The following is an 18,506-nucleotide window of genomic DNA, read 5'->3' on the forward strand; positions in this document are numbered from 1 at the left end:
GACGCAAAAAAGTGCGCTACGACGTCGTCATCATCGGCGGAGCCATCGTCGGCTCCTCGATCGCCTATTATCTGCGCGAGGAAGGGTTTTCCGGTTCGATCGCGCTGGTCGAGCGCGACCCGCAATTCGCCCATGCGGCAACGACGCTGTCCTGTGCTTCCATTCGCCAGCAGTTTTCAATTCCCGAGAACATCCGCCTGTCGCAGTTCACGCTGAAACTGTTCCGGCGGCTGACGGAAGAGTTTGGAGCCGACGCCGATATCGGCTTTCGCGAAGGCGGTTATCTCATCCTCGCCGGCGAGAACGGACTGCCGATCCTCAAGGCGAACCACGAGGCGCAGATCGCCGAAGGCGCCGACATCGTCCTTGAGGATGCGGATGCGTTGGTGCGTCGCTTCCCATGGCTATCGGCCGAAGGCATCACCGCGGGCGCCTATGGCCGCAGCGGCGAGGGCTGGTTCGACGCGCATGCGATGCTGATGCTGTTCCGCAAGGCGCTGCGCGAGAAAAACATCGATTTCGTCACCGCTGACGTGACCGGCATCGAGCGGCGGGGCGACCGCGTCACCAGCGTCAACCTCGACAATGGCGAGCGGCTCGAGGCCGGCATCGTCGTCAACGCCGCCGGGCCGAATGCCGGCAAGGTTTCTGCAATGGCCGGACTGGTACTGCCGGTGGAACCGCGCAAGCGCAATGTCTTCATCTTCGAGGCGCGCGAGAAATATGCCGACATGCCGCTGCTGGTCGATCCGAGCGGCATTTATGTCAGGCCGGAAGGCTCGGTCTACATCACCGGCGGCGCCGAGCCGCAAGAGGGCGACGGCCCCGCCGATCCCGGCGATTTCGAGCCCGACTGGCCGCTGTTCGAAGAGGTGATCTGGCCAGTGCTGGCGACCCGCATTCCCGCCTTCGAAGCGATCAAGCCGACGCGCGCCTGGGCCGGTCATTACGACTACAACACGCTCGACCAGAACGCGGTGATCGGCCCGCATCCGCAGGTCAGGAATTTCCTCTTCGCCAACGGTTTTTCCGGCCACGGCCTGCAGCAGGCGCCGGCGGTCGGCAAGGCGATGGCCGAGCTGATCGTGCATGGCGGCTACCGCACGGTGGATTGCGCGGCGTTTGGGTACAGCCGTGTCGCAGAGGGGCGGGCGTTTCGCGAATTGAACGTGATCTGAGGCGCCATCGCGTCTATGGCAAGGGCGTTGCCGAGCGCATGGCCCTTAACCGTGTTGTCGAAAATGCACCAGACCTCAGCGCCCGCCGCACTCGCCGCATCCAGCCGATGCCTGATCGCGATCAGGCTGTCAGTGTCATAGTCCGAGTAATAAATACGCGGCGCGCCATGCAGGCGGAAATAGACGAGACCCGGCCAGCCGGATGGCGTGGCTGCAGCGGGAACGCGAGCCGGATCGGCTGCCACACGCGCTACACGGAAGCCGGTCAGAAGCGCATCGGCGTCCTGTTCGAACCAGCTCGCATGACGAGGCTCGCAAGCTATTTTCGAGCCGGTTTGCTTTCGCAACAAACCGAAGAACTCCTCGGTGACACGCGGCTCGAAGGACAGGCTGGGTGGCAACTGCACTAGCAGCACAGCGAGCTTCCGGCCTAGGCCTCCGGCCTGCCCGAGGAATGCCCCGATCAGGTCTTCGCAGTCGGCAAGCCGATGCTCGTGTGTCACGGCCCTGGGGACCTTCACGCAGAAGCGGAAATCTTCCGGGACCGAATGCGTCCAACGCTCATAGGTCTCACGGCGGTGCGGCTTATAAAAGGATGAATTGATTTCGACGCCGGCAAGACGGCCGGAGTAACGCTCGAGATGCGCCCCGGATCCCGGGAAAAGATCCTTGTAGCGCGACGGGATGCCCCAACCGGCCGTGCCCACGAAGCATCGATGCTTTTCCATGCTGGAGATGTGGACAGGGCACTGCGCAGGTCAAGGGAGCGGTACTAGGCCGAGACCATGCGGCCGGCGCTCACCTGTCAGCACTATTCCGCGTGCTCGGCCGCTGCTTGGCTCCCGACGGCAGAAAAATGCGTCCGTCAGCGCTCGCGGTCGAACCAGAACGCGTCGGGCATGCGCTTCATGCCGATCCGCTCGTAGAAGCCGACGGCGTCGGGCACGGAAATCAGTGAGATGGCGACGGACGGTCCGAGCTGCCGCCGCACTTCGTCGAGCAGGCCCTTGCCGATGCCGAGCCCTTGCGCCGATTTGCAGACGGCGAGCTCGGAAATATAGCACACCCACGAGAAGTCGGTGATGCCGCGGGCGAGGCCAATCAGCGGCCTGCCAGGTCCATCGAGGCGCGCCCCCAACACCAGATCTGCATTGGCAAGCATCGCCTTCAGACGGACGTCGTCATCGATAGGCCGAGTGACACCGAGGCCGGATTCCACCAGCACGCGGCGGAACTCGGCTGCGTCGAGGGTCGGTTCGCTGGCGTAGAGAACTTTGGGACGTGTTGTCATGCCGGCCAAGGTGCACCATAGGGCGGCGGTTTTGAAGCGGTCTGTGCTCCAGGACCAAGGCCAGTCGAAAACAGCCGCCTTTTATTTGCCCGCAGCTTTGTGTAAACCGGGCGCCAACACATCCCCGCAGAGAAAAGAAGACGGGCAAAGAACATGGAAAAATTCACCAAGCTCACCGGCGTTGCCGCGCCGATGCCGATCGTCAATGTCGACACCGACATGATTATTCCCAAGGATTATCTCAAGACGATCAAGCGCACCGGGCTCGGCAGCGGACTGTTTGCCGAAATGCGCTACAAGGACGACGGTTCGGAAAACCCCGACTTCGTGCTCAACAAGCCCGCCTATCGCAAGGCGCAGATCCTGGTCGCCGGCGACAATTTCGGCTGCGGCTCGTCGCGCGAACATGCGCCGTGGGCGCTGCTTGATTTCGGCATACGCTGCGTCATCTCGACCTCGTTCGCCGACATTTTCTACAACAACTGCTTCAAAAACGGCATCCTGCCGATCACCGTCAGCCCCGAGGATCTGGAGAAGCTGATGGACGACGCCTCGCGCGGTTCCAACGCAACGCTGTCGGTCGATCTCGAAGCCAAGGAAATCCGCGGACCGGACGGCGGCGTGGTCAAGTTCGACCTCGACGACTTCAAGCGGCACTGCCTGCTCAACGGGCTCGACGATATCGGCCTGACCATGGAAAAGGCCGACGCCATCGCCTCGTTCGAGAAGAAGAACGCCGAGTTGCGACCCTGGGCCTGAACGGTACGATGAACCCGGCCGCGCCAGGCCGGGTTCGTGTCGGCTGAACGGAGGGACAGTCATGACACGTTCGCTTCTTGCCGGCGCCTGCGCGCTGGCGTGGATTCTGATGCCGGTGGCTGGCGCGCATGCACAGACCGACATGGTGCTCCTGCCGGCTGACGATGCGTCCGGGGCCGCCGACCTGGGCGCGTCGAGCAATGCGGCCCTAGCAGACGATGACAGCCAAGCACCGGTCCCGTTCGAGAGTGGGCAGCTGACCATCTCCCAGCAGGAAGAGTATGGCGAGAAGGTGCTGGCCTATGACGGCAAGCAGCTGGCCAGCAATTACGAGGTGTCCTTCGACAAGATCGTCAAGGTCGGCGGGGTCAACGTCGCGCTGGTCGATGTCGGCGATGGCGGCAACCAGTGCGGCCCGGCCAAGGTGATCGTCTGGAAGCCAGAAGGCGGCACCATCCAGAGCATCACGGTCGAGCAGGATGAATGCGGTGCACCGCCGGCTGCGATCTCCGACAGCGCGATCTATTTCGTGCCCTACCTGCTGCCGGGCGTTTCCAAGCCGGCGCTGCAATGGTCGCCGACGGACGGGCTGACGACTGCCGGCAATCTCACCTATATGCCGGAGCCCGGCACTGACTGGAAAGACGTCGATCCGTCGAAATACGACAACGTCGTCGACGCTTTCCACAACGAGGCCGTCTACAGGCTGGCCGAGACGCTGCTCGGCAAGGAGATGCCCGAGATGGCGACCAGCCTGCTGGTCGGCGGCGGCACCGAGAAAACCGCCTCGGGCGCCTTCTATGCCAGCGGCTGCGTGCCGCACGATTGCGGCGGCAATGACGGCTTCATGGCGGTCGATCCGGCCAACCACAAGCTCTATTTCGCCCGCCGGGGCGACAAGCCCGAGCCGGACGCGTGGCCAGCTGTGAACACGTGGCCCGCCGAGGTCAGGGAAGCGATGGACAAGGCGCTCGGCTCGCCGAATTAGCGTCTTGCTTCGCGCCTTCGTTCCCGAGGCGGGGCCGAGCGGCGGCTGTCGTCGTACCCTTGGAGCATCAACAAAAAAGCCCAGCGCATGGCCGGGCTTTCCGTCGAACAGAGATTTCTATCAATCGGCATCGATCGCCGTGGCCATGCGGGCGATGGCCTGTTGATAGACGCTCGCGGAATTCCAGCCAGCAATTGCGCCCATATTCGCCTGCGCGCTCGCGCCGGCCCGCCAACCATGACCTCTGAGGAAGTTGGCGGTGGAAGCCAACGCAGTGGCCTTGTCGCGCAGATTTTTGTTGCCAACTCCGTATGTCAAAACGTTCCCCGGCAGGAACTGCGTGTGGCCGATCTCGCCATGCGCGGCACCGACCGACGAGGCGCTCAAAGCGCCGCTATCAACCAGCTTCAGGGCTGCAACAGCATGCGGGTAGAAGAACTCCGGGCGGCGGCAATCATAGGCAAGCGTTAAAATGGCGGAGACCGTATTCTGCTTGCCCAAGTAGGAACCGAAGCCGGTTTCCATACCCCAGATGGCGAGCAACACACCCGGCGACACGCCATAGGTCCGTTCGATCGTGCCGAACAGCGCCGCGTTCGACTTCTTCAGCGAACGGCCCTTGGAAATGATGGTGGACGCGCCACGGCGCTTCATGAAATTTTCCACCGAGCCGCTGAAAGCCTTATGGATGGCGCGGTCGACGCCGATCGTCTTTGTTGCGTAGGTCGCGCGAGCCAGAGCGGCCAGACCCTTCGAGCCTACACCGCTGGCCTTTGCTTCCTGCGCGAACTCTGCCTTCCACGCTTCGAAGCCCGCGCCCGTATTGCCGCATTGGGCGGCCTGTGCGCCTGTTGCCGCCGCAAGCATCATCCATGCCGCCGCCGCGAAAATCTTTCCCTTGGCAAAAAATGCCATGTTGCTCTCCTGGTTGCCTGGATCTTGTCCCGAATACGAATTTGCCAGCGAAACGCCCGCTTGTCACTGTTGGAGTGACGTGCGCCCACTTGGACGCAGTACGCTCCAGCACTTCACAATCTGCGCATCGTGCTTTCCGAGAATCGGAACCGATTTTCGAGCCGCCGCGCTAAGAACTCGTTTACGCATCCTCGCCGCAGCGCTGGCGAATGCCGGAGAACTTGCTTACGATCAAGTAATTATTGTGGCGGGGGCTAAAATATTCATGGAAGACGTTGACGTCGTGGTCATCGGCGCCGGTTCGGCGGGACTTTCCGCCGCCAAGACCCTGCATTCGGCCGGCCTTTCCTTCAAGCTGTTCGAAGCGATGAACCGTATCGGCGGCCGCGCCTGGACCAGCGATCAGCATTTCGGCATTCCTTTCGATATCGGCTGCGCCTGGCTGCACGCGGCTGACCGCAATCCCTATTTTCCGGAGGCGCAAGCCGCCCGCTGGACGCTTCACCATCACGACATGAATATCGATCATCTCTATTATCGCAACCGAAAGGCGAGCGAGGACGAAGAGGCCGCAATGAAGGCGGCCGATATCAGGCTGTTCGAGCTTCTGGCGGCGCATGAGGTCAAGGTTGGCGACGACGACCGTCTTTCGGCGTTGCTCGCCAAAGGCCATGCGCCGCGCGCCGCGGCCACCTTTGCCGGGCCGATGGACTTCGGCGCCGACGAGGACGAGATATCGATTCGCGACTTTCAGGCCGCCGCCGATCTCGATCCGAACTATTTCACCAAGGAGGGGTTCGGCGCACTGGTCGCCCGTTTCGGCGCCGACGTCCCCGTCGAGCTGTCGACGCCGGTGCGGAAAATCCTCTGGGACGTGCCTGGCGTCGCCTGCGTCACCGATCGTGGCACCATCCGCGCCAAGGCGGCCATCGTCACCGCCTCGCCGGCGGTGCTCGCCTTCGAGGAGATCGAATTCTCGCCGGCGCTGCCCGACACACATTTCGCTGCCTTCTTCGACCTGCCGATGGGCATGCTGACCAAGCTGCCGGTCGAAATCAGGGGCACAAGGCTCGGCATGGCGCCCTTCGACGACCTGCTGATCGAGCGGCTGGCCAGGCACGACATCTACTTCCTTTGCTTTCCCTTCGACCTCGACCTCATGGTCGGCTTCGTCGGCGGCGATTTCGCCTGGGAGATGTCGGCGGCGGGCGAGGCGGCAGGCGTCGACTTTGTCGTCGACCGGCTGTGCGCCATATTCGGCGGCGACGTGCGGAAACATGTCGGGCGCGCCATGATGACCAATTGGGGCGGCGAGCGGTTCGTGCGCGGCGCTTATGCGGCGGCCCGCCCCGGCCGTTCGCAGGCGCGCGCCACGCTGATGCAGCCGGTGGCGGAAAAAATCTTCTTCGCCGGCGAGCATCTGGCCGGTCCGCTGATGCAGACCTGCGGCGGCGCCAGGCTGTCGGGCGAGGCAGTGGCGAGAACGGTCGCCGCCCAGCTTGCGGCAAAATAGCATTAGCAGGAACGCCGGCCGCCGACAGGCGTTTGGGCGATATGCCGCTCCGCACTATATCCGGACCTGATGATTTGAGACCTGATGATTTGAGATTGGGATGAAGCTCTTCGCTTGCCCGCATTGCGGCCACCGCCTCTATTTCGAGAACGCCCAGTGCCTGAACTGCGCCAGCCCCGTGCTCTACGATCCCGGGCATGCGCGCTTCGTGTTGTTAGGCGCCGGCGGCGTTTTCCAGTGCACCAATGCCGACGAGTGCGCCTGCAACTGGATGGCGGAACCCGGCCATGCCTTCTGCCGCGCCTGCGAGCTGAACCAGCTGATCCCGGACCTTTCGGTCGATGGCAACCGCCGTCGCTGGATCCGCGTCGAAGCGGCTAAGAAGCGGGCAATCTATTCGCTGCTCGCCGCCGGACTGCCGGTCGTGCCCAAGCGGAACGCCGGCGACGAGGCCGGCCTCGCCTTCGACTTCCTCGCCGATCCGATCGGCGGCCCAGGGGGCGCGCGCATCCTGACCGGCCATGACAACGGCTTGATCACACTCAATGTCGCCGAGGCGGACTCGGCCGAGCGCGAAAGACGGCGCGTCGAGATGGGCGAGAACTACCGCACTTTGCTCGGTCATTTCCGCCACGAGCTCGGCCACTATTACTGGGACCGCCTGATCCGCGACGACCCGCAACGGCTTGCCGCCTTCCGGGCGTTGTTCGGCGATGACCGCATCGATTACGAGCAGGCGCTGAAGGCCTACCATGCCAAAGGTGCTGCGCCCGACTGGCAGCAGGACCACATTTCGGCCTATGCCACGTCTCATCCCTGGGAGGACTGGGCCGAGACGTGGGCACACCACCTGCACATCACCGATACGCTGGAGATGGTGCACGCGCTGAATTTCCCGCTCGGCCGACTGGAAACCGTAGAGGCCAACGAGCTTTCGCGCAGCGACACAGGCGGCGAACTGCAACCGGCGCCGTCGGAACCTGCCGCCGTTCCCGAACCGTTCGAAAAGATCCTGGCCCGCTGGCTGGTGCTGTCGGAAGCGTCCAACTCGATCAACCGCTGTATGGGCCTGCCGGACCTTTATCCCTTCGTTATCTCGGAGGTGACCGCACGGAAGCTCGCCTTCGTCCATGAACTGCTGACTGTAGTGAAAGAAACCGGAACAAAACGTGAGCCGGCCGAGGCGTTTTAGCCGGAACGCATGAAGCCCGGTTGCGTTTTCCCTCGTGAGGGACCATCAAAACGGAGCGAAACCATGAAGCGCATACTGTTTCCTGCTGTCGCCGGAGCGCTTGTCGCCATGTCGGGCACAGCCTTGGCTGATACCGCCGTCTCGGCTGTTGCCGACCTCAACGTGCGCGCCGGCCCCGGCCCGCAATACCCGGTCATTGGCGTGCTCGCCGCCGGCCAGTCGGCAACGCTTGATGGCTGCATCCAAAACAGCAAATGGTGCACCATAGCCGAGGCCAATGGCCAAGGCTGGATCTATTCCGACTATGTGACGGCCGATTTCGGTGGCAACGAGGTCGTCCTGACGGAGCGCCCTGCCGACGCAGGCATTGCCATCGTCGAAGCCCCGGCCGACGTCGACTATCCCGACACCTATACCGGAGCGATTATCGCCGGCGAGCCGATCGAGCCCATCAGACGGCCGCCGGCCGAAGTCCGCACTTATATCGAGACCAACCGGGTCGACCCGGTCTATCTCGAGGGCGAGGTAGTTACGGGCGCGACCTTGCCCGATACCGTCGAGTTGCGCGAGATTCCGGACTATGACTACCGCTATGTCTATGTGAATGGTCAGCCGGCACTGGTCGATCCGGGCACCCGACGCATCATGTACGTCGAGCGCTGACATCATAAACCAACCAGGCGGCCGCCCGGCAAGAGCCAACTGCGGCCGCCTCTGTCCGCTATCGTTAACCGGAGCTTCGTGCTGGAGCGGCGTGCCCGCCGCTCCAGCCTTTTGTTCGAGCGTCGGATTTGCCCAAAACCAGTTCCACTTTCGGGTCCGATGCTCTAGACCATGCGACCCCATGCATCAGGCAAGGAACCCTCGTGATATCAGACCCTGCCGCCTTCGAGCGTTACCGGCATACTCCCAACGCCAAGACGACCCTGCCGCGGCTCCTGCTCGGAACGGCGATCGTCGTCCTGTTCTGGGTCGCGACAACCATCGCCGTGCTGTTCGGCGGCGCCTATGTTTTTGTTATCTGGCAGGCATCGTCCGGCGCCCCGATGGAAGGAGGGGCGGTGCAGAATTTCATGGCCTCGCCCGCCGGGATCCTCGCCGCGCTCGCCTCCTTTGCCGGGATCTGGCTCGGCCTGTGGGCTGCCATGCGCTGGGTCCATCGCGAGCCGCTGATGGCGCTGATCGGCACCAGCCGCCGCGTTTCGCGCTCGGGATTTCTTAGGGGATTGGCCGCGGTGTTGATCACATCGCTGCTCTCCGAGATCCTGCTCTATCTCCTGCAGCCCGAGATTGCGCGCGGCGCAATCGGCCTGTCGTCTTGGCTGCTGTTACTGATCCCGATCGCTGCGCTGACTTTGCTGCAGACCTCGTCCGAAGAGGTGCTGTTTCGCGGCTATCTCCTGAGGGGCCTAGCCAACCGGTTTCAAAACCCCTTCATCTGGGCGCTGCTGCCAGGACTTCTGTTCACTTCGATGCATTGGAGCCCAAGCTCGACGGCCGCCATCAACGCCTGTGTGCTGGCCTCGATCGCCGCTTTTGCGCTGCTCCTGACGCTTGTGGTCTATGCCACCGGCAATCTCGGCGCGGCCTTCGGCGCTCATCTCGGCAACAATCTCGCCGGTTTCCTGCTGATTTCGCATCAGCAGAGCTACAATTCCTTCGCCCTGTTCAACGCCAAGCCGCTCGAAGGCCCCGGCTGGACGACGCTTGATGCCGTCCTCATCGCGGCGATCGGCATCGGCTGCAGCCTGTTGACTGTTCTGCTGCTGCTGCATCAGCGCTCGCCGCTGAAGGTCGAGCCGGATATTTCGTACCCCGGCGGCCCAAGCTGATGCGCATCACGCCAGTGGTGCTGCCATAAACCGAACCGGCCCGGTTCAGCGTATTCGGCCCGCGCCTTGACTCCGCGGCCGATTTCCTGTCTACACGCCGCGAATTCCGCGACGAGTATCCCTCCGAGCAAGCCGACCGGGACGCCGAAGCCTCTTTGAGGTGTCGTGCTGTAAATCGATCCTGGAGGCCAACATCCGGCAGCGCTGTGCGCCCCCGGGTGCTTTTTGGCTTTGGGCTTTACTTGGATACTGGGCGCGAACGCATTACTTCTCGGGCATCATCCGGGTGCCAGGGAAAAGGAAAAAGAATGTTTGAATCGCTGCAAGAGCGCCTTGGTTCGATCCTGAACGGCCTCACCGGCCGCGGTGCCCTGTCCGAGGCCGATGTCTCCGCGGCGCTGCGCGAGGTGCGCCGTGCGCTGCTCGAGGCCGACGTTGCGCTGGAAGTGGTGCGTTCCTTCACCGACAAGGTACGCGAGAAGGCCGTCGGCGCCGCTGTGCTGAAGTCGATCAAGCCCGGGCAGATGGTCGTCAAGATCGTCCATGACGAGCTGGTCGAGATGCTGGGCGCCGAGGGCGTCGCCATCGACCTCAATGCACCGGCTCCGGTCGTCATCATGATGGTCGGCCTGCAGGGTTCCGGCAAGACCACGACATCGGCCAAGATCGCCAAGCGCCTCAACGAACGTCAGAACAAGAAGGTTCTGATGGCCTCGCTCGACACGCGGCGTCCCGCCGCGCAGGAGCAGCTCCGTCAGCTCGGCGAACAGGTCAAGGTCGCCACGCTGCCGATCGTCGAGGGCCAGACGCCGGTCGACATCGCCCGCCGCGCCGTGCAGGCGGCAAAGCTCGGCGGCCATGACGTCGTCATCCTCGACACCGCCGGCCGCACCCATATCGACGAGCCGCTGATGGTCGAGATGGCCGACATCAAGAAGGTGTCGTCGCCGCACGAAATCCTTTTGGTCGCTGATTCGCTGACCGGCCAGGACGCCGTCAATCTGGCGAAAAGCTTCGATGAGCGCGTCGGCATCACCGGGCTGGTGCTGACCCGCATGGACGGTGATGGCCGTGGTGGTGCAGCACTTTCCATGCGCGCCGTCACCGGCAAGCCGATCAAGCTGATCGGCACCGGCGAGAAAATGGACGGGCTGGAGGAATTCCATCCCAAGCGCATCGCCGACCGCATCCTCGGCATGGGCGACATCATCAGCCTCGTCGAAAAGGCTGCCGAAAACATCGACGCCGAGCAGGCGGCGGCGATGGCCAAGAAGATGCAGTCGGGCAAATTCGACCTGAACGATCTTGCCGGCCAGATTCAGCAGATGTCGAAGATGGGCGGCATGGGCGGCATCATGGGGATGATGCCGGGCATGGGCAAGATGAAGGACCAGATGGCCGCCGCCGGTCTCGACGACAAGATGTTCGGCCGCCAGCTCGCCATCATATCATCGATGACCAAGGCCGAGCGCGCCAACCCCGAGATTCTGAAGCACTCGCGCAAGAAGCGCATCGCTGCCGGCTCCGGCACCGATGCGGCCGAGATCAACAAGCTCCTGAAGATGCACCGCGGCATGGCCGACATGATGAAGGCGATGGGCGGCAAGGGCAAAGGCGGTGGCCTGATGCGCGGCATGATGGGCGGGCTGGCGCAGAAGATGGGCCTCGGCGGCATGATGCCCGGGGGTATGGGAGGCATGGGCGGGCCGGGCGGCATGATGGGCGGCGGCATGCCGGATCTGTCCAAGATGGACCCCAAGCAGCTCGAAGCCTTGCAGAAGCAGGCACAGGCAGCCGGTCTCGGCGGCATGAAGGGCCTGCCCGGTGGCTTTCCCAGTGGGGGTGGCGGCCTGCCTGGGCTGCCCGGCGGCATGAAGCTTCCTGGCTTGGGCGGTGGCGGGCTTCCCGGCCTTGGCAAGAAGAAGTGAGGGCGCCATGAACGAAGAAAAGGACATGGCCGACGCACGTGCGGCGCTGGTCGACTACCGCTCCTCGATCGACAACATCGACGCAGCGCTCATCTACATGCTGGCGGAGCGTTTCCGCTGCACCAAGGCGGTCGGCGAGCTGAAGGCGTCGCATGGCCTGCCGCCGGCCGATCCGGCACGCGAGCAGCAGCAGATCGCCCGCCTTCGCCAACTGGCGAAGGATGCCCATCTCGACCCGGATTTCGCGGAGAAATTCCTGAACTTCGTTGTCCGCGAAGTGATCCGACATCATGAGCAGATCGCCGCATCCAACGGCGTAGCGAAAACCGGCTGAGGACCAGCCGTAAACCCGAAAATCAGAGTTTTAGGAGAAAAGAAATGCCATTGAAAATCCGGCTGGCCCGTGCGGGCTCGAAGAAGCGCCCCTATTACCACGTCGTCGTCGCCGACGCCCGTTCGCCGCGCGACGGCCGTTTCATCGAGTCGCTCGGCTCATGGAACCCGCTGCTGCCCAAGGACGGCCAGCGCGTCAAGGTCGACGCCGACCGCGTCAAGCATTGGCTCTCGCACGGCGCCCAGCCCACCGACCGCGTGCTGCGCTTCCTCGACGAGGCCGGCATTGCCAAGCGTGAGGCCCGCTCCAATCCAAAGAAGGCCGAGCCCGGCAAGAAGGCGCAGGAACGCGCCGCACTTCTGAAGAAGGCGCAGGACGATGCAGCCGCCGCTGTTGCCGCCGCTGCAGCCGCGCCTGCCGAGGCGGAAGCCGCGACCGCCGAATAATCTGCTTTTATCCCCCACGAAACGGCGGGCGCCTTTGTCCGCCGTTTGCTGTTTCGTCCGACTTATGACGCGGCCCGATCAATAGCCTTCAGGGCAGCGGGCGATGTAGACACGCCCATCGCGACCGCGATAGCGGCACCGGCCGGGTTCCGTAGCACGACCGATCAGTGCGCCGGCGAGGGCGCCGACAGCACCACCGACCACCGCACCTTCAACTTCGTCATCGGCCACCGCAGCGCCGATAGCAGCGCCCCCTAGTCCACCGACCGCCGCGCCCTGTTCTGTCCGGGAACAGGCTGCGAGCGAGGTTACCAGTACCATCAGGACTACCAGTTTCTTCATTGTCGTTCCTCTCAACCGGGTTTTCCGTCCTCGCCGCCACATCTTCTAACTCGCAAACGGGCGATTTGATCCAAAGTCGAAAGAAGGGTGGCGGCAGACCGTGGTCCTCTCCGGCGACGCGACCGCCATCGAACGGCTTTTGAAGTCGGCTCTATCGGTTGAGCAGGATCAGCGCGCGCAGCCTGGGGTTGCGCAGGAAAAGGCCGCCCCACAAGATGAAGCCGAGATAGACGCCGAACAGTGTGTGCGAAAACAGCGGGCTGCCGATACGTATATGCGTCGCGATGGCGCCACCGAGATAGGCGGTGAGCAGGATGGCGCCAAGCACCGAGGTGCGCGGCACCGCATAGAGCGCGGTCGAGACCAGCCCGATGATGCCGAGCATGCGCGAGACATTGGGATCGGCCGGCCAGCCGAGCTGCACCATGGTCTGGGTGACGACATCGAGCGGCGGCAGCTTGATGACGCCGTCGAAGATCATGAACAGCACGATGAGGGCGCTGAGCCCTCGGCCGGTCCACAGCGCGCCCGGCGTGACGGATGCAGTTTGAGACATGGTTATTGGTCCTCCGGTTGTTTCAAGCGCTGGCCCCTCTACGCCAGGGTCGAACCAAGGACGCGGCGTGAGACGACGATCCGACACGCCTACGATCTTTTGAGCGCATGTGCTGCGATGAGTGCCCGAACAAACCCTAGGAAAAATAGAACTTTTCGGCAGGGATCATTTTCGGCGGCGGCTCGCCGAGCGCTTCGAACACCGAGATTTCACAGACGCGGCACAGGCCGTCGAGGGCGAGATCGTTGGCCTCGGTGCCGAACGGGTCCTCGAGTTCTTCCGAAAGCGCGTCGAGGCCGAAGAAGGTGTAGGCGATCAGCGCCGTGAACAGCGGCGTCGCCCAGCCGGCAGTCGATGCCAGCCCAAACGGCAGCAGCAGGCAGAAGATATAGGCAGTGCGCTGCAAGAGCAGCGTGTAGGCAAACGGAAGCGGTGTCCCCATAATGCGCTCGCAGCCGGCTTGCGCTGCGGCGATTTCCGACAGGCGCTCATCGAGGATGCGGTAGCCCATGACATCGATCGCCCCGGCCCTGTATAGCGCGGCGGCTCGCTCGCCCATACGCCGCACCATGGCGTCCGGCGGGTTGGCCAGCTTGGCGGCACTTTCGGCCTCTTCGCCGATGAACGCGCGTGCTTCGGTCGTGGCATCTACCCGCCGAAGCAGGCCGCGCAGGAAATGGCAGAAGGCGATCGCCTCCATCAACATCCCGCGCAGTTCGATGCGATCCTCGATCAGCCCGGTGCTGGCGCGCGCCAGATTGCGAATGTCGAAGACAAGCTGGCCCCACAGCTTGCGCGCTTCCCACCAGCGGTCATAGGCGGCATTGTTGCGGAAACCGAGATAGATCGACAGCGCCACACCGAGTAAGGCAAACGGCGCGGGGCCGGCATCGCCGAAGTCGAGCTTCAGCGCCCCGACCGCCAGCACCACCAGCGCGCCATAGACACCGAAGCCGAAGATCTGCGGCAGGATGCGCGGCACCACCGAGCCGCGCATGATGAAGAACAGATGCAAGAATCCCGGGCGCGGGCGAACGATCATCGAAACCCCTTTCACGGACCGGCAATGATCCTGATCGGTTCCATTGTGCGATGCAATACACGCATAAGCCCAGCCGTCAGCGACATGGCGGCGTCGCCTTGCCGGCTGGGGCCGAGCACGTTATCGACAATCCGCAAGACATTCGGGAGCAATCGATGGCCGGCGAGACCGATCTGAAGAAACTCCTGGCAACGATGACGCCGGAATTGCGTCCCGGGATCTATGTCTTCGCCACACTGCCGCCCGCTGCGCCCGTGCCGGACAGCCTCGAGACGGTGATGCTGTTTCGCGAGCGCGAGGGCACGACGGTGATCGCGCTAGAGGAGGAAGCCAAGGCCGCTGGCCTGGCGACCATCTTCCGCTGCCGGATGGTGACGCTGAACGTCCATTCGTCGCTGGAGGCGGTCGGCTTCCTCGCCGCCATCACCGCGCGTCTGGCCGCCGCCGGCATGGGGGTCAATCCGGTCTCGGCCTTCTACCACGACCATTTGTTCGTGCCCGCCGACCGGGCGGAAGAGGCGATGGAGCTGCTGGAAAAGCTAGCGGAGGAGAGCCGGCTGTGACGCAGGCGCCTTGCTGCCTACTTGAGACGCCTGTGCTGCCCCTCATCCCCCTGCCGGAATCCCGGCCCTTCGCTACGCTAGGGGCGTTCGTCGTTCGGAAAGCCAAGCATTGGCTTTCCGTCCGCTTCGCGGAACCACTTCTCACCCCCGTGAAGGGGGAGAAGGAAGCTAATGGCCGAAGGCCGCGCCCGCGACTGCGGGCCGCCGGCTTTCCGGCGCCCGCGGAGGGCCCGCCGCGGCAGCGGCGATACGGCCCGTGAGCGAGAATCAAGCCGCCTTTTTCTTCGGCTGGATCAGCCCGCGCTCGATCAGCAGCTCCGCGATCTGCACCGCGTTGAGTGCCGCGCCCTTGCGCAGATTGTCGGAGACAATCCACATCGACAGGCCGTTGTCGACGGTGGAATCCTCGCGGATGCGCGAAATGAATGTGGCATCTTCGCCGGCCGAGTCCAGCGGCGTGATGTAGCCGCCGTCCTCACGCTTGTCGAGAACCTGGCAGCCCGGCGCTTCGCGCAGGATCTCGCGCGCCTCGTCGGCGGTGATCGGCTTTTCGAACTCGATGTTGACGGCTTCCGAATGGCCAATGAACACCGGCACGCGCACGCAGGTCGCCGTCAGCTTGATCTTGGGATCGAGCATCTTCTTGGTCTCGGCGACCATCTTCCACTCTTCCTTGGTGAAGCCGTCGTCGAGGAAGACGTCGATATGCGGGATGACGTTGAAGGCAATGCGCTTGGTGAATTTCTTGACGTCGACCTGGTCGGCGACGAACACGGCCCGCGTCTGCGTGAACAATTCGTCCATGCCTTCCTTGCCGGCGCCGGATACCGACTGGTAGGTGGCGACGACGACGCGCTTGATGGTGGCGAAGTCGTGCAGCGGCTTTAGCGCCACGACCAGTTGCGCCGTCGAGCAGTTCGGATTGGCGATGATGTTCTTGCGCGTGAACAGCGAAATCGCGTCCGGGTTCACCTCCGGCACGATCAGCGGCACGTCCTGATCGTAGCGGAAGGCCGACGAATTATCGATGACGACGCAGCCCTGCTTGCCGATCTTCGGCGACCATTCCTTCGAGACGTTGCCGCCGGCCGACATGATGCAGATGTCGGTGTCGGAAAAATCAAATTGGTCGAGCGCCCTGACCTTCAGTGTGCGGTCGCCGAACGACACTTCCGTGCCCTGGCTGCGCCGCGAGGCCAGCGCCACCACCTCGCTCACCGGAAGGCCGCGCTCTTCCAGTATGTTGAGCATTTCCCGGCCCACATTGCCCGTGGCGCCGACGATTGCAACCTTGAAACTCATCGAAATCTCCTGTCCTCTCCGCTCGGTTTTTGGAGAAAACCCGCCGACCGATGCGGGTTTCAACCCCCGGGCCGGACCCGGGAGAGGGTGGTTAGGCCAAGGGAATCAGACCGTTTTAGTGGTCGTTTTAGCCGTAGTTTTGCTGGAACGAGGAGACGCGCCGACACGCCCGGCCCAATGGTTCGCATTGCGGCCGGGGAGGTCGAATGCAAGAAGCGCCATCAAAAGGCCGCGCATCGAAACTATCCCGTTCGGTGCCGGCTTTTACGCGGTTTGCGCAAAGAGTCAATCGCGACCCGGCGAGGCGGCTTGCCCTATACAATGGCGGCGGCGCGAAGTACGAACGATTGGATCGTTTGGCTCGTGGCGCTTCTGGCGCTCGCCGACGGATGACCCATTGCGGGGCATAAAAGAATCCGAATTCCGAAAGAAGCATATGTCCAATTTCGAAGCTATTGTCCCCGCGCTTGCAAAGGCGCTGGAAAAACGCGGCTATGTCGAGCTGACGCCGGTGCAGAAGGCGGTTCTCGAGCTCGGGCGGGCCGATGCGCTGGTTTCGGCGCAGACCGGCTCTGGCAAGACCGTTGCCTTCGGGCTGGCTCTGGCGCCGACTCTTCTCGACGGCGCGGAGCGGTTTTCCCATGCCGCAGCACCGCTGGCGCTGGCCATCGCGCCTACGCGGGAGCTCGCTTTGCAGGTGACGCGCGAGCTCGAATGGCTCTACGAACCGACCGGCGCAGCGATAGCGTCCTGCGTCGGCGGCATGGACATGCGCACCGAACGGCGCGTGCTGGAGCGCGGCGCCCATATCGTTGTCGGCACGCCCGGCCGGCTGCGCGACCACATCACCCGCAATTCGCTCGACATGTCTGAACTGAAGGCAGTGGTGCTCGACGAGGCCGACGAGATGCTCGATCTCGGCTTTCGTGAGGATCTCGAATTCATCCTCGACGCCGCCCCTGCCGAGCGCCGCACGCTGATGTTTTCGGCTACCGTGCCGCGCGCCATTGCCACGCTGGCCAAAGGCTACCAGCGCGATGCGGTGCGCATCTCGGCCTCCGGCGAGGAGAAGCAGCATCTCGACATCGAATACCGGGCGCTGAGCGTAGCTCAGCCCGATCGGGAAAACGCCATCATCAACGCGCTGCGCTATTACGAGGCGAAGAACGCACTGGTGTTCTGCAACACGCGCGCCGCCGTCAATCACCTGACCGCGCGCTTCAACAACCGCAACTTTTCCGTCGTGGCGCTTTCGGGCGAGTTGAGTCAGAACGAGCGCAGCCACGCGCTGCAGGCGATGCGCGACGGCCGCGCCAAGGTCTGCATCGCCACCGACGTGGCGGCACGCGGCATCGACCTGCCCAACCTTGAACTGGTGATCCATGCCGACCTGCCGACCAATCCGGAGACGCTGCTGCACCGAAGCGGGCGGACGGGACGGGCGGGACGCAAAGGTGTCAGCGCGCTGATCGTGCCCAACAATGCCCGCAGGCGCACCGAACGGCTGCTGCAAAGTGCCGGCCTTGCGGCGGCATGGGCAAGCCCGCCTTCGGCCGACGACGTGCTGCGCCGCGACGACGAGCGCATCCTCGCCGACCCAGTCTTCAGCGAACCGGTGAAGGAAGAGGAGCGCGGCTTTATCAATGCGCTTCTCGAGCAGCACGGCCCCGAACAGGTGGCCGCCGCGTTCGTGCGCTTGTGCCGCTCCAGCCGCGCGGCGCCCGAGGATCTTCTTGACGTCGCGCCGTTCACGCCGTCGGGCGACAAGTTTGCGCGCAGGGACGAGGCGCCCAGCCGCCGCGACGATTTCGGCGACAGCGTCTGGTTCTCGCTGTCGGTGGGACGCCGGCAGAATGCCGAGCCGCGCTGGCTGATCCCGATGCTGTGCCGGACCGGCGGGATCAGCAAGCGCGAGATCGGTGCCATCAAGATGCAGCCGGAAGAAACCTTCGTGCAGATCGCGGCCGATTGGGCCGACCGGTTTCTCCAGGCGATCGGCCCCGACCGCAAGCTGCAGAACAACATCGCGGTGAAGCGGCTGGACGGCACGCCCGACCTGTCGCGGGCCGGCTATCAGGAACCACGCCCCGACAAGAAGCCTCACCGCGGCAAGCGGACGTTCGACCAGAATGCGCCCAAATTCGAGAAGCGCACACCGTCAGCCGATCAGCGCGCTGCCGCGTTCGAGGCAAAGCCCTGGGCGGGGAAGTCAGCAAAGGCGAAGTTCGAAAAGACCGGACCCGCCAAGAACAAGAAATCGAAGAAGCGGCCGGCTTAGCGACGTGCCGGCATCGTTGGCTTGTCATGGCCTGCAAGGGGCTGTCT

At 63.7% G+C, this 18,506-nt stretch carries 19 protein-coding genes; 12 read left to right on the forward strand and 7 right to left on the reverse strand.

Features of this window, described 5'->3' with window-relative positions:
- The first annotated feature begins 11 nt into the window (after nucleotides 1-11).
- A complete protein-coding gene (locus ACWTU8_RS16100; protein ID WP_455848916.1) occupies nucleotides 12-1,178 on the forward strand; it encodes an NAD(P)/FAD-dependent oxidoreductase in 1,167 nt (388 codons plus the stop codon).
- On the opposite strand, the gene ACWTU8_RS16105 is transcribed toward ACWTU8_RS16100, so the two are convergent.
- Both ACWTU8_RS16105 and ACWTU8_RS16110 read right to left on the reverse strand, forming a co-directional pair.
- Entirely contained in the window at nucleotides 1,097-1,885 is a 789-nt protein-coding gene (locus ACWTU8_RS16105; protein WP_455848917.1) for a DUF72 domain-containing protein, read from the reverse strand. The genes ACWTU8_RS16100 and ACWTU8_RS16105 overlap by 82 nt on opposite strands.
- 158 nt (nucleotides 1,886-2,043) lie before the next feature.
- Entirely contained in the window at nucleotides 2,044-2,469 is a 426-nt protein-coding gene (locus ACWTU8_RS16110) for a GNAT family N-acetyltransferase (protein WP_455848918.1), read from the reverse strand.
- A gap of 153 nt (nucleotides 2,470-2,622) precedes the next feature.
- On the opposite strand from ACWTU8_RS16110, the gene leuD reads away from it, so the two are divergent.
- Nucleotides 2,623-3,228 carry a 3-isopropylmalate dehydratase small subunit gene (leuD, locus tag ACWTU8_RS16115; protein ID WP_065007311.1) on the forward strand — a complete coding sequence of 202 codons (606 nt, stop codon included), beginning with the start codon at nucleotides 2,623-2,625 and terminating at the stop codon, nucleotides 3,226-3,228.
- Between the two features lie 61 nt (nucleotides 3,229-3,289).
- The gene (locus ACWTU8_RS16120) at nucleotides 3,290-4,216 is read left to right on the forward strand and encodes a hypothetical protein (RefSeq protein ID WP_455848919.1); all 927 of its coding nucleotides are present in this window, start codon (nucleotides 3,290-3,292) and stop codon (nucleotides 4,214-4,216) included.
- 120 nt (nucleotides 4,217-4,336) lie between these two features.
- On the opposite strand, the gene ACWTU8_RS16125 is transcribed toward ACWTU8_RS16120, so the two are convergent.
- Complete coding sequence (locus tag ACWTU8_RS16125) at nucleotides 4,337-5,131, reverse strand: lytic murein transglycosylase (protein ID WP_455848920.1); 795 nt, start codon at nucleotides 5,129-5,131, stop codon at nucleotides 4,337-4,339.
- A gap of 265 nt (nucleotides 5,132-5,396) precedes the next feature.
- Here ACWTU8_RS16125 and ACWTU8_RS16130 point away from each other — a divergent pair, with 265 nt between their 5' ends.
- From ACWTU8_RS16130 to rpsP, 7 genes are all read left to right on the forward strand, one after another.
- Nucleotides 5,397-6,644, forward strand: coding sequence for a flavin monoamine oxidase family protein (locus ACWTU8_RS16130; RefSeq protein ID WP_455848921.1), 1,248 nt, complete (start codon nucleotides 5,397-5,399; stop codon nucleotides 6,642-6,644).
- Nucleotides 6,645-6,744: 100 nt separating this feature from the next.
- Complete coding sequence (locus tag ACWTU8_RS16135) at nucleotides 6,745-7,836, forward strand: zinc-binding metallopeptidase family protein (protein ID WP_029349482.1); 1,092 nt, start codon at nucleotides 6,745-6,747, stop codon at nucleotides 7,834-7,836.
- Nucleotides 7,837-7,899: 63 nt separating this feature from the next.
- Nucleotides 7,900-8,499, forward strand: a complete 600-nt coding sequence (locus ACWTU8_RS16140) for a DUF1236 domain-containing protein (protein ID WP_455848922.1) — start codon at nucleotides 7,900-7,902, stop codon at nucleotides 8,497-8,499.
- A gap of 203 nt (nucleotides 8,500-8,702) precedes the next feature.
- Complete coding sequence (locus ACWTU8_RS16145) at nucleotides 8,703-9,668, forward strand: CPBP family intramembrane glutamic endopeptidase (protein WP_455848923.1); 966 nt, start codon at nucleotides 8,703-8,705, stop codon at nucleotides 9,666-9,668.
- 308 nt (nucleotides 9,669-9,976) lie between these two features.
- Nucleotides 9,977-11,596, forward strand: a complete 1,620-nt coding sequence (gene ffh, locus ACWTU8_RS16150; RefSeq protein WP_455848924.1) for a signal recognition particle protein — start codon at nucleotides 9,977-9,979, stop codon at nucleotides 11,594-11,596.
- A gap of 7 nt (nucleotides 11,597-11,603) precedes the next feature.
- The gene (locus ACWTU8_RS16155; RefSeq protein WP_127209851.1) at nucleotides 11,604-11,930 is read left to right on the forward strand and encodes a chorismate mutase; all 327 of its coding nucleotides are present in this window, start codon (nucleotides 11,604-11,606) and stop codon (nucleotides 11,928-11,930) included.
- Nucleotides 11,931-11,974: 44 nt separating this feature from the next.
- On the forward strand, nucleotides 11,975-12,376 hold the full coding sequence (gene rpsP, locus ACWTU8_RS16160; RefSeq protein ID WP_455848925.1) for a 30S ribosomal protein S16: 402 nt from the start codon (nucleotides 11,975-11,977) through the stop codon (nucleotides 12,374-12,376).
- Nucleotides 12,377-12,454: 78 nt separating this feature from the next.
- On the opposite strand, the gene ACWTU8_RS16165 is transcribed toward rpsP, so the two are convergent.
- The 3 genes from ACWTU8_RS16165 to ACWTU8_RS16175 all read right to left on the reverse strand — a co-directional run bounded on the left by ACWTU8_RS16165 (nucleotide 12,455) and on the right by ACWTU8_RS16175 (nucleotide 14,316).
- Nucleotides 12,455-12,718 (reverse strand): YMGG-like glycine zipper-containing protein, encoded by a 264-nt coding sequence (locus tag ACWTU8_RS16165; protein WP_292193300.1) that lies wholly within the window; start codon nucleotides 12,716-12,718, stop codon nucleotides 12,455-12,457.
- Between the two features lie 151 nt (nucleotides 12,719-12,869).
- On the reverse strand, nucleotides 12,870-13,280 hold the full coding sequence (locus tag ACWTU8_RS16170; RefSeq protein WP_455849080.1) for a DoxX family protein: 411 nt from the start codon (nucleotides 13,278-13,280) through the stop codon (nucleotides 12,870-12,872).
- A gap of 130 nt (nucleotides 13,281-13,410) precedes the next feature.
- Nucleotides 13,411-14,316: a bestrophin family protein gene (locus tag ACWTU8_RS16175; RefSeq protein ID WP_455840745.1), complete on the reverse strand. Its 906-nt coding sequence runs from the start codon at nucleotides 14,314-14,316 to the stop codon at nucleotides 13,411-13,413.
- A gap of 155 nt (nucleotides 14,317-14,471) precedes the next feature.
- Between ACWTU8_RS16175 and ACWTU8_RS16180 the strand changes: the two genes are divergently transcribed.
- On the forward strand, nucleotides 14,472-14,879 hold the full coding sequence (locus ACWTU8_RS16180; RefSeq protein ID WP_455848926.1) for an ACT domain-containing protein: 408 nt from the start codon (nucleotides 14,472-14,474) through the stop codon (nucleotides 14,877-14,879).
- A 267-nt stretch (nucleotides 14,880-15,146) separates the two neighbouring features.
- On the opposite strand, the gene ACWTU8_RS16185 is transcribed toward ACWTU8_RS16180, so the two are convergent.
- Nucleotides 15,147-16,181, reverse strand: a complete 1,035-nt coding sequence (locus ACWTU8_RS16185; protein WP_455848927.1) for an aspartate-semialdehyde dehydrogenase — start codon at nucleotides 16,179-16,181, stop codon at nucleotides 15,147-15,149.
- 436 nt (nucleotides 16,182-16,617) lie between these two features.
- On the opposite strand from ACWTU8_RS16185, the gene ACWTU8_RS16190 reads away from it, so the two are divergent.
- Nucleotides 16,618-18,459, forward strand: a complete 1,842-nt coding sequence (locus ACWTU8_RS16190; RefSeq protein WP_455848928.1) for a DEAD/DEAH box helicase — start codon at nucleotides 16,618-16,620, stop codon at nucleotides 18,457-18,459.
- Nucleotides 18,460-18,506 lie beyond the last annotated feature (47 nt).

Source organism: Mesorhizobium sp. BHbdii, assembly GCF_053848045.1.

Bases quoted from the DNA above. Each gene is read 5' to 3' on its own strand.
- ACWTU8_RS16110 (WP_455848918.1), bottom strand. From the start codon at position 2,469: ATGACAACACGTCCCAAAGTTCTCTACGCCAGCGAACCGACCCTCGAC.
- leuD (WP_065007311.1), top strand. From the start codon at position 2,623: ATGGAAAAATTCACCAAGCTCACCGGCGTTGCCGCGCCGATGCCGATC.
- ACWTU8_RS16120 (WP_455848919.1), top strand. From the start codon at position 3,290: ATGACACGTTCGCTTCTTGCCGGCGCCTGCGCGCTGGCGTGGATTCTG.
- ACWTU8_RS16125 (WP_455848920.1), bottom strand. From the start codon at position 5,131: ATGGCATTTTTTGCCAAGGGAAAGATTTTCGCGGCGGCGGCATGGATG.
- ACWTU8_RS16130 (WP_455848921.1), top strand. From the start codon at position 5,397: ATGGAAGACGTTGACGTCGTGGTCATCGGCGCCGGTTCGGCGGGACTT.
- ACWTU8_RS16135 (WP_029349482.1), top strand. From the start codon at position 6,745: ATGAAGCTCTTCGCTTGCCCGCATTGCGGCCACCGCCTCTATTTCGAG.
- ACWTU8_RS16140 (WP_455848922.1), top strand. From the start codon at position 7,900: ATGAAGCGCATACTGTTTCCTGCTGTCGCCGGAGCGCTTGTCGCCATG.
- ffh (WP_455848924.1), top strand. From the start codon at position 9,977: ATGTTTGAATCGCTGCAAGAGCGCCTTGGTTCGATCCTGAACGGCCTC.
- ACWTU8_RS16155 (WP_127209851.1), top strand. From the start codon at position 11,604: ATGAACGAAGAAAAGGACATGGCCGACGCACGTGCGGCGCTGGTCGAC.
- rpsP (WP_455848925.1), top strand. From the start codon at position 11,975: ATGCCATTGAAAATCCGGCTGGCCCGTGCGGGCTCGAAGAAGCGCCCC.
- ACWTU8_RS16165 (WP_292193300.1), bottom strand. From the start codon at position 12,718: ATGAAGAAACTGGTAGTCCTGATGGTACTGGTAACCTCGCTCGCAGCC.
- ACWTU8_RS16175 (WP_455840745.1), bottom strand. From the start codon at position 14,316: ATGATCGTTCGCCCGCGCCCGGGATTCTTGCATCTGTTCTTCATCATG.
- ACWTU8_RS16180 (WP_455848926.1), top strand. From the start codon at position 14,472: ATGGCCGGCGAGACCGATCTGAAGAAACTCCTGGCAACGATGACGCCG.
- ACWTU8_RS16185 (WP_455848927.1), bottom strand. From the start codon at position 16,181: ATGAGTTTCAAGGTTGCAATCGTCGGCGCCACGGGCAATGTGGGCCGG.
- ACWTU8_RS16190 (WP_455848928.1), top strand. From the start codon at position 16,618: ATGTCCAATTTCGAAGCTATTGTCCCCGCGCTTGCAAAGGCGCTGGAA.